This is a genomic window from Nocardioides pelophilus, assembly GCF_014180685.1.
In the GTDB taxonomy this organism is placed as follows: Bacteria; Actinomycetota; Actinomycetes; order Propionibacteriales; family Nocardioidaceae; genus Nocardioides; species Nocardioides pelophilus.
Genome location: NZ_JACEHF010000180.1, coordinates 1 through 8114 on the forward strand (window position 1 = coordinate 1; position 8114 = coordinate 8114).

An 8114-nucleotide genomic window follows, 5' to 3' on the forward strand; every position below is an offset into this window, starting at 1 on the left:
CTGTCCCGGTGCCGGCCCCGGGCCAGCTCTACCCGCCGCCCGCCACGCCCGCCCCCGAGCCGGCCCCCGAGCCGGCGCTGGTCCCCGCGACCGTCGGAGCGCCGGCGGTCGAGGCCGGGTCGGCCGACGACACCGCGCTGACCCCGGCGGACCGGCAGGAGCGTCGCGAGCGGCGCCGCCAGGCTCGCGCCGAGGCCGAGCCGCGGGAGCGCGCCGTACTCGACGTCGCGCACCTCCCGCTCACGCCGCCGAGCGCCAACAACGGGCTGCTCGCCGTGTTCCAGAAGCGCTACCTGCTCAAGCTGCTGGTCAAGCGCGAGATCAGCGCGCGCTACCAGGGCTCGTTCCTCGGGCTGCTGTGGTCCTACATCGGGCCCGCGTGCCAGTTCTTCGTCTACTGGTTCGTCATGGGCCAGATCCTGCAGCTGCACAAGACCGTCGAGAACTTCGGCATCCACATCTTCGCCGGCCTGGTGGTGGTGCACTTCTTCACCGAGACGTTCAGCGCCGGCACCCGGTCCATCGTGCGCAACAAGGCGCTGGTCGTGAAGATGGCGCTGCCACGCGAGATGTTCCCGGTGGCGTCGATGCTGGTCTCGCTGTTCCACGTGTTCCCGCAGCTGCTCATCCTGACCGTCGCGTGCCTCGCCTACGGCTGGGTCCCCGACCTGACGGGGATGCTCGCGCTGCTGCTGGCTCTGCTGATCTCCATGCTCCTCGGCACGGCCGGCGCGCTCCTGTTCAGCGCGGCCAACGTGTTCTTCCGCGACTTCAGCAACGTCGTGAGCATCCTGCAGATGTTCATCCGGTTCAGCGTGCCGATGATCTACCCCTACACCCTCGTCGACGAGCGCTTCGGCGAAGCGGCGCGCTACTACCTGCTCAACCCGCTGGCCGACGCGGTGCTCCTCGTGCAGCGCGCCTTCTGGGTCGGGACCACTGACGACCCGGCCACGACGGCGCGCACCGAGCTCCCTGCGGAGTTCATGATGAACGGCCTCATCGTCGTCGGCGCGAGCCTGCTCATGCTCGGCATCGGCCAGCTGGTCTTCAGCAGGCTCGAGAGCAAGATCCCGGAACGGCTGTGACCCGATGACCACCTCCATCGTCCTCGATGACGTCACCAAGACCTTCAAGCTGCGCTTCCACCGCACCATCAAGCAGATGTCGGTGGCCAAGGTGCGCGGCCAGGAGACCAGCACCTCCTTCAAGGCCGTCGACGGCGTCTCGTTCACCGTCGAGCAGGGCGAGGCCATCGGCCTGATGGGGCTCAACGGCTCCGGCAAGAGCACGCTGCTCAAGATGATCAGCGGCGTGATGAAGCCCGACGAGGGCTCGGTCCTCACCCGCGGCCGGATCGCCGGCCTGATCGCGACCGGCGCCGGGTTCCACCCGCAGCTCACCGGCCGCGAGAACCTCTACCTCAACGCCGCGATCCTGGGCATGAGCGAGCGCGAGACCGCCCGCAAGTTCGATGACATCGTCGAGTTCGCCGAGCTCGGCAGTCGTCTCGACACCCAGGTCGGCCACTACTCGTCCGGCCAGAACGCCCGGCTCGGGTTCGCGATCGCGATCCACGTCGACTCCGAGATCTTCCTGGCCGACGAGGCACTCGCCGTGGGCGACAAGCCCTTCAAGCGCAAGTGCCTCGCGAAGATGAGCGAGATCCGCGACAGCGGCCGAACCATCTTCTACGTCAGCCACGCCGCCGGTCAGGTCCGCAAGATGTGCGACCGGGTGGTCGTGCTCGAGAACGGCCGGCTCGCCTTCGACGGGGGAGTCGAGGAGGGCATCCGCTTCCTCCACTACGACGGCGACGACGACGAAGAGCTCACCGACGAAGAGACCGGCGACGACATCTGAGTTGGATTGCGCGAGCGTGTCGCCGACGGAGCGGCGCCGCACGGGCCATCGCTTCGCTCGGCCCGCGGGCACCACTCCGGGCGGCTTCGCCGCCGGGCGCCACGCTGCCGCGCCGCGGTCGACGTGGTCTGGGGTTGCGGTTGCCGGGCGGCTTGCGCGGCGGCCGCGCCGCGGTCGACGTGGTCTGGGGTTGGGGTTGCCGGGCGGGTTGCGGTGGGCGGCTTGCGGTTGCTGGGCGGCAGGACGTCGGCGCTCAGGTACGTCGGGGCGTGGCCGATCGAACTTGACAAATCTCTGATTGCTCGGCGTGTCGGCTGGTAATTACATGTTTGTAGTTACTCGGATCCTCTTCCCAGGGTCTGTGACGCGTGTGAAAGTTGCTTCCTGTGTGACACCTTCCCCGCGCACATCTGGAGCAGATTCACCATGTCTTCGAGCCCGAACCCGAGCACGGCCCGGCGTAACCGGTTCGTCTCCGCGTGCCAGCAGCTGCTGGCGCTCGGACTCGTCCTGGCCGCGCTGACGCCCGCCGCGCGGACGATCACGATGGACGTGCGTCCCGCGTCGCCGGGTTCGGCCGACCTCCGAACCTCAGCGGCGGCCGCCACGGTGCCGACCGCCCCGGTCGACCCGGACGTGACCGAGTACAGCCTGACCGCACCGAAGGGCGCCCGGCTGGCGCCGGGTGCGCTGCGCGCGACCAGCCGCCGTACGACGACCGGTGGCCAGCAGCTCACCAGCGACGCGGTGCCCGTGCTCGGGTACGGCGCCGTCGGGGTGACCTGGCAGCACGGCGTCGAGGTGGCCGACGACGCGCTCGCGGTCGAGGCGCGCACCTACCAGGACGGCGCGTGGTCGGACTGGACCGAGGTTCCCTACCACGAGGAGCACGGCCCCGACCCGGACAGCGCGGAGGCCCAGCAGGCCCGCCCCGGCACCGCGCCGCTGCTGGTCGGCGAGGTCGACCAGGTGCAGGTCCGGATCGCGACCGATGCCGCCGCGCCGGCGGACATGAGGCTCGCCGTCATCGACCCGGGCGAGGCGACCACCACGGCTCGCCAGACGCCGGAGATCGACACCGACGCGCTCGACGGCGACGGGACCGCGACGTCCGAGACCAGCGAGGGCGAGCTCTCGCTCCGGGCCGCGGTGGCGGCGCCGAAGCCGAAGATCTTCTCCCGCGCCCAGTGGGGGGCCGACGAGAGCATGCGCGACGCCCCGTCGCTGCACTACTACGAGGTGCACGCCGGGTTCGTCCACCACACGGTGAACGCCAACGGCTACACCCGCGACCAGGTCCCCTCGATCATCCGCGGCATCTACGCGTACCACACGCGGTCGCAGGGCTGGAGCGACATCGGCTACAACTTCCTCGTCGACCGGTTCGGCCGGATCTGGGAGGGCCGGTTCGGCGGGGTCGACCGGCCGGTCGTGGGCGCGCACACCCTCGGCTACAACGACAACGCGTTCGCCGCGTCGGCCATCGGCAACTTCGAGACCACGCAACCGTCGCGGGCGATGATCCGGGCGTACGGCCGGCTGTTCGCGTGGAAGCTCTCGCTGCACGGCGTGAACGCGAACGACGACCGCCAGTACGTCACCTCCGACTACTTCAAGGCGATCAACGGCCACCGCGACGCGGGCTCGACCGCCTGCCCGGGCATCAACCTCTACAACCGGATCCCCCGGATCCGGCAGCTGGCGACCGAGACCCAGCAGGGCTGGGACGGACGCGAGCTCGAGTCCAGCCTGGTCGGCGGCGACCGGCCCGACCTGGTGCTGCGTCGCGCGACCGACGGCAAGGTCTTCCTCCGCCAGGTCGTGCCCACCGACACCGGCTACCGGCTCGGCAAGCCGGTGGCGACCGGACTCCTCCTCCCCGACGCAGACCTGATCCTCAAGGCCGGTGACTGGGACCTCGACGGCCAGGGTGACCTGATCGTCAAGCAGGGCGGCGGGCTCTGGCTCCACCGCGGTCTCGGCGGGGGCGCGTTCGCCCCGCCGACCCGGCTGGCGCGCGGCTTCGCGGACGTCACCAAGCTCGCCGCGGTCGGCGACTTCACCGGCGACGGACGTCCGGACCTGATGGGGCAGCCCGACGGCCGCTCGATGCAGGTCTATCCGGGCAACGGCGCGGCCGGCCTGCGCGCGCCGTTCTCGGCGTACTCGGCGATCCAGGGCCGCAAGCAGATCCCGATCGGTCGCTGGGACGGGGACGGCGCCCCGGACAGCTTGATCCGGACCCGCTCCGGGCTGGTCCTCTACTACGGCAACGGCCCCGGCGGCTTCACCCGCAAGAAGTCCCTGGCCCTCCCGGTCGGCGGCTACGACTGGCTGGTCGGAGTCGACGACGTCGACATCACCGGGCACAGCGACCTGATCGCGCGCTCCGCGAACGACGGCCGGCTGTGGGTGATCCCGGGCAGCGTCCGCGGCTTCCGCGCCCCGGTGGCGATCACCGGCGACACGACGGAGTACGACATGGTGGGTTGAGGCCCGACCTCACAGAGGTGCCTGGCGCTCAGGCGGGGAAGCGGGCGGTGGTGTGCTCGGCGACGTGGATCGCCTCGAGCCGCTCCCGTTCGGCCCGGGTGACCAGGACAAGGGAGCCGCCCTTCGCGAGCGGCTGCGTGAAGGTCGCGAGATCCGGTGGGGAAGCCGGACTCGCGGCCACCAGGAGGCGGCCACCGTCGGCGACGAGAGTCCCGGCGGTGGCCGCTTGCCACATCTCGCGCTGGGTCATCTGAACGCCCGCCACCTCGACGGCCGGGTCGTCGTCCCCCGGCGGGTCCCAGGGGATGAACGCATCGGGCTGGGACCAGATCTCGACGCCGACGTCGTGGACGCCGGGTGGCACCGGCTCGGCGAACCGCACGCCCATCGGCCGCAGCGAGCAGGCGAGCACCACCCGCTCGGCGGCCTCGCCCGCCCAGTGGTCGAGCCGGTCGGGCCCGCAGACGACCGCGGCCGGGTCGTCGGCGTCCGACACGACCAGGCCCGCGCTCCACGCCGCTCCCAGGAACACCGGGGTGAGCCAGTGGGGCGGCAGGTCGATGCGCACGGCGTCGCCGCGTTCCAGCTCGAGCTCGTCGACGAGCAGGGAGCCCGCCTTCGCCACCCAGTTGGCATACGTCGTGACGGACAGCTCGACCCGCTCTCCGGTGGCGTCGTCGTAGAAGGTGACGAGAGGGCGCCCGGGTTCGCGGCGCAGGCGCTCGGCGAGCACGGCGGCGAAGGTGGACACGGTGTCGAGGATAGGAGGCCGCCGACCGCGGGTCGGGGCCGGGGAGGAGGGCATTAGGGTGGCCTGGGTCTGCGACAGCGAGCACTTGGGGGTACGACGTGGCTGACGGCGCGATCGACGAGTTCTGGGCGGTGGTCCCGGCAGGAGGCGCCGGCACCCGACTCTGGCCACTGTCGCGGTCGTCCTCGCCGAAGTTCCTGCACGACCTGACCGGCGAGGGCCGCACGCTGCTCGAGCAGACCTACGACCGTCTGGTCCCGCTGGTCGACGACCGGTTCCTCGTGGTGACCGGCCGCCTGCACGCCGAGGCGGTCCGCGCCCAGCTGCCGGACCTCGGCGCCGACGGGGTCCTGGCCGAGCCGTCGCCCCGCGACTCGATGGCGGCGATCGGGTTGGCTGCCGCCGTCCTCGAGCGCCGGGCCGCCGACACCGGCGAGGACACCGTGATGGGCTCGTTCGCGGCCGACCACGTGATCACCGATCCGGCGGCCTTCCGGGCCACCGTGGTGGAGGCCGTCGCTGCCGCTCGTGAGGACTGGCTGGTGACGATCGGCATCGAGCCGACCTTCGCGAGCTCGGCCTTCGGCTACATCCAGCTGGGCGACGCGCTGCCGGGCCACGCCCGCGCCCGGCAGGTCGCGGCCTTCGTCGAGAAGCCGTCGGTGAGCATGGCCGAGGACTATCTCGCGAGCGGGCAGTACCGCTGGAACGCCGGCATGTTCGTCGTCCGTCCCAGGGTGCTGCTCGAGCTGCTCGCCACCGAGAGCCCGGCCTTCGCGGCCGGTCTCCGTGAGCTCGCGGCCGCGCCCGAGCGGCTCGACGAGCTGTGGCCCGGACTACCGAAGATCGCGATCGACCACGCGGTCGCAGAGCCGGCGGCCGCCGCGGGCCGGGTGGCCACCGTGCCCGGGAGCTTCGGCTGGGACGACGTCGGTGACTTCGACTCGCTGGCCGGACTGCTCGGCGACGCCGAGGCGTGCAACGTGCTCGGCGACCCCGGGCTGGTGCTCTCGCAGCAGTCGACCGGGCTCGTCGTACCCGGGTCCGGTCGGGTGATCGCGGTGATCGGGCTCGACGACGTGATCGTCGTCGACACCCCCGACGGCCTCCTCGTCGCCTCGCGCGAGCGCGCGCAGGACGTCAAGGCCGTGGTGGCCGAGCTCAAGGAGCAGGGACGTGCCGAGCTGACCTGACGCCGGACCGCCCGGCGACGGGTCACATCCCGGCGTAGCCGCCGATCGGCTCGGGGGCGTCGTAGTAGGGGTAGTCCTTCATGAACTGCTCGAGCGCCTCACCGCTGGGCTCGGAGCAGTACTGCCACACGCCCGTGGACGAGCCCGTCTCCTCGTCGGCGCTCCAGTGGGTGAAGGCGATGTGCTGCCCGTCGGGGAAGGGCTCGCCGTCCTCGCTGGTCCACGGCACGGCCTTGAACGAGAGCCGGTTGTTCGTGTCGCTGTCGTTGAGCCGGTCGGAGATCGCCTTGAGCTCGCCGAGGGTCTCGGCGTCCTCGGCGGCGGTCTCGTCGTACCAGAGGATCGTGAAGCCGTGCTCGAGGTTGTGGATCAGCACCTCGAGCTCGGGCCGCGAGTCCGCGGTGTAGAAGCGGTCCTCGAGCGGCTCGGGGCTCGGCCAGTGGGGGCCGAACGCCGGCGGGGACTCGGGGTAGGTGATCTGCTCGCCGTCGCGGTGGTCCTGGTTGCCGGTGGCGTCCTTGGTGGTGATCTCGCCGCACACCGAGGCCGGTCCGCCGATGTCGGCCAGGGCCTCGTCGTCGTACTTCTGCTGCTCGAGCCAGGTGCGGATCGGGTTGTAGGCGGCCAGCCCCACGATCACGAGCGCCGCGGCGATGCAGACGCCGACGATGATGGCGCCCTGACGGCTCTCGGCACTGCGCTGCTTGCGCCGGATGTCGTCGATGACCTTCTGGCGCTCCGATTTCTCGGACTTGGTGGTCTTTGCCACGGTGCGGCTTACCTCGGGTGTCGGCGGGCGGGTCGCGGCGAGTCTACGTACTCACCGGTCGCAGCAGGAGATCGGTGCCGTCCGACCGCGGGTCGACCCGCCAGCCATGGACGAACGCGAGCACCTCGACCGGCTCCCGGCGGTCGCCGGCGCAGCGCACCAGCTCGCCGTCGGCGTCGGTGGTCGCGAGGGCGTGGATGCCCGTCGACACCAGCAGCTCGACCAGCTCCGCCGCCGTCACCGGCGCGCCGAAGGGGGCGGCATCGGCCGGGTCGCGGCGCACCGCACGCAGCACGGCCTCGCGGGCGCCGTACCCGAACAGGTCGCCCCCCTCCTGGCGGATGAGGGCGCGTGCGCCCGGCCCGCTGTCGCCGGGAGGCAGCACCAGGTCGGGGCGGCCCCGGACGACGGCGAACGGACGCCCGCCGAGCTTGCCCTGCGCCAGCTCCGCCATGGAGGCGATCTCGTCGGCCACCGCGGGGGCGGTCACCGCGAGCTCGTTGCCGTGCTCGTCGACGCGGCCGACGAACGACTCCAGCACGACGACGCCGGCGGCGCCGATCGCGATGTCGGTCTGTCCCTCGCGCCAGGCCCGCCCGGCGGTGTCGGTCACGATCACGCCGACGTTGACGCCGGTGCGGTCGGCGATCGACCGCCGGAGCCGGGCCGCGGACGCGTCCGGGTCGACCGGCAGGAGTACGACGGACCCGCGGGCCACGTTCGACGCGTCGACCCCGGCCGCGGCCATGGTCAGCCCGAGGTGGTTGCGCACGATCCGGGTGGCGCCGCGCCGGGCGACCAGCCGCGCGGTCTCGGAGGTGATCCACTCCTCGCGGTCGCCGTCGACGACCCGTCCCTCCGCCTTGCTGACGACCTTGCTCGTCACGGCCACGATGTCGCCGTCGGCCAGGTCGACCAGCGGGACCAGCAGGTCGGCCAGGTCGTCGCCGACCCGCACGTCTGGCACCCCGCCGGGCGCCGTGACGGTCAGGCCCGATCCGGGAGCCATCAGCGGGCGACCAGTCCGATCGCGGCGGCGGGCATC

Annotated in this window: 7 protein-coding genes; 4 read left to right on the forward strand and 3 right to left on the reverse strand. The window is 71.9% G+C overall.

The features are described 5' to 3' along the window. From H0488_RS20025 to H0488_RS20035, 3 genes are all read left to right on the forward strand, one after another. The coding region (locus H0488_RS20025) for an ABC transporter permease (protein ID WP_246372568.1) at positions 1–1088 on the forward strand (1088 nt) is incomplete at its 5' end. A gap of 4 nt (positions 1089–1092) precedes the next feature. Beyond that, positions 1093–1863 carry an ABC transporter ATP-binding protein gene (locus tag H0488_RS20030; RefSeq protein WP_183100993.1) on the forward strand — a complete coding sequence of 257 codons (771 nt, stop codon included), beginning with the start codon at positions 1093–1095 and terminating at the stop codon, positions 1861–1863. Between the two features lie 426 nt (positions 1864–2289). Further along, on the forward strand, positions 2290–4356 hold the full coding sequence (locus H0488_RS20035) for an N-acetylmuramoyl-L-alanine amidase (protein ID WP_183100994.1): 2067 nt from the start codon (positions 2290–2292) through the stop codon (positions 4354–4356). A gap of 28 nt (positions 4357–4384) precedes the next feature. Here H0488_RS20035 and H0488_RS20040 read toward each other — a convergent pair whose 3' ends face one another. Then, positions 4385–5107, reverse strand: coding sequence for a TIGR03089 family protein (locus H0488_RS20040; RefSeq protein WP_183100995.1), 723 nt, complete (start codon positions 5105–5107; stop codon positions 4385–4387). A 98-nt stretch (positions 5108–5205) separates the two neighbouring features. Here H0488_RS20040 and H0488_RS20045 point away from each other — a divergent pair, with 98 nt between their 5' ends. Then, the gene (locus tag H0488_RS20045; RefSeq protein WP_183100996.1) at positions 5206–6300 is read left to right on the forward strand and encodes a mannose-1-phosphate guanylyltransferase; all 1095 of its coding nucleotides are present in this window, start codon (positions 5206–5208) and stop codon (positions 6298–6300) included. Between the two features lie 22 nt (positions 6301–6322). Here the strand turns inward: H0488_RS20045 and H0488_RS20050 are convergent, their stop codons facing one another. Together H0488_RS20050 and cofE are read right to left on the reverse strand one after the other, a co-directional pair. Further along, the gene (locus tag H0488_RS20050) at positions 6323–7069 is read right to left on the reverse strand and encodes a DUF3105 domain-containing protein (RefSeq protein WP_183100997.1); all 747 of its coding nucleotides are present in this window, start codon (positions 7067–7069) and stop codon (positions 6323–6325) included. A 43-nt stretch (positions 7070–7112) separates the two neighbouring features. Then, on the reverse strand, positions 7113–8114 hold a 1002-nt coding region (cofE, locus tag H0488_RS20055; RefSeq protein ID WP_312856451.1), incomplete at its 5' end, for a coenzyme F420-0:L-glutamate ligase.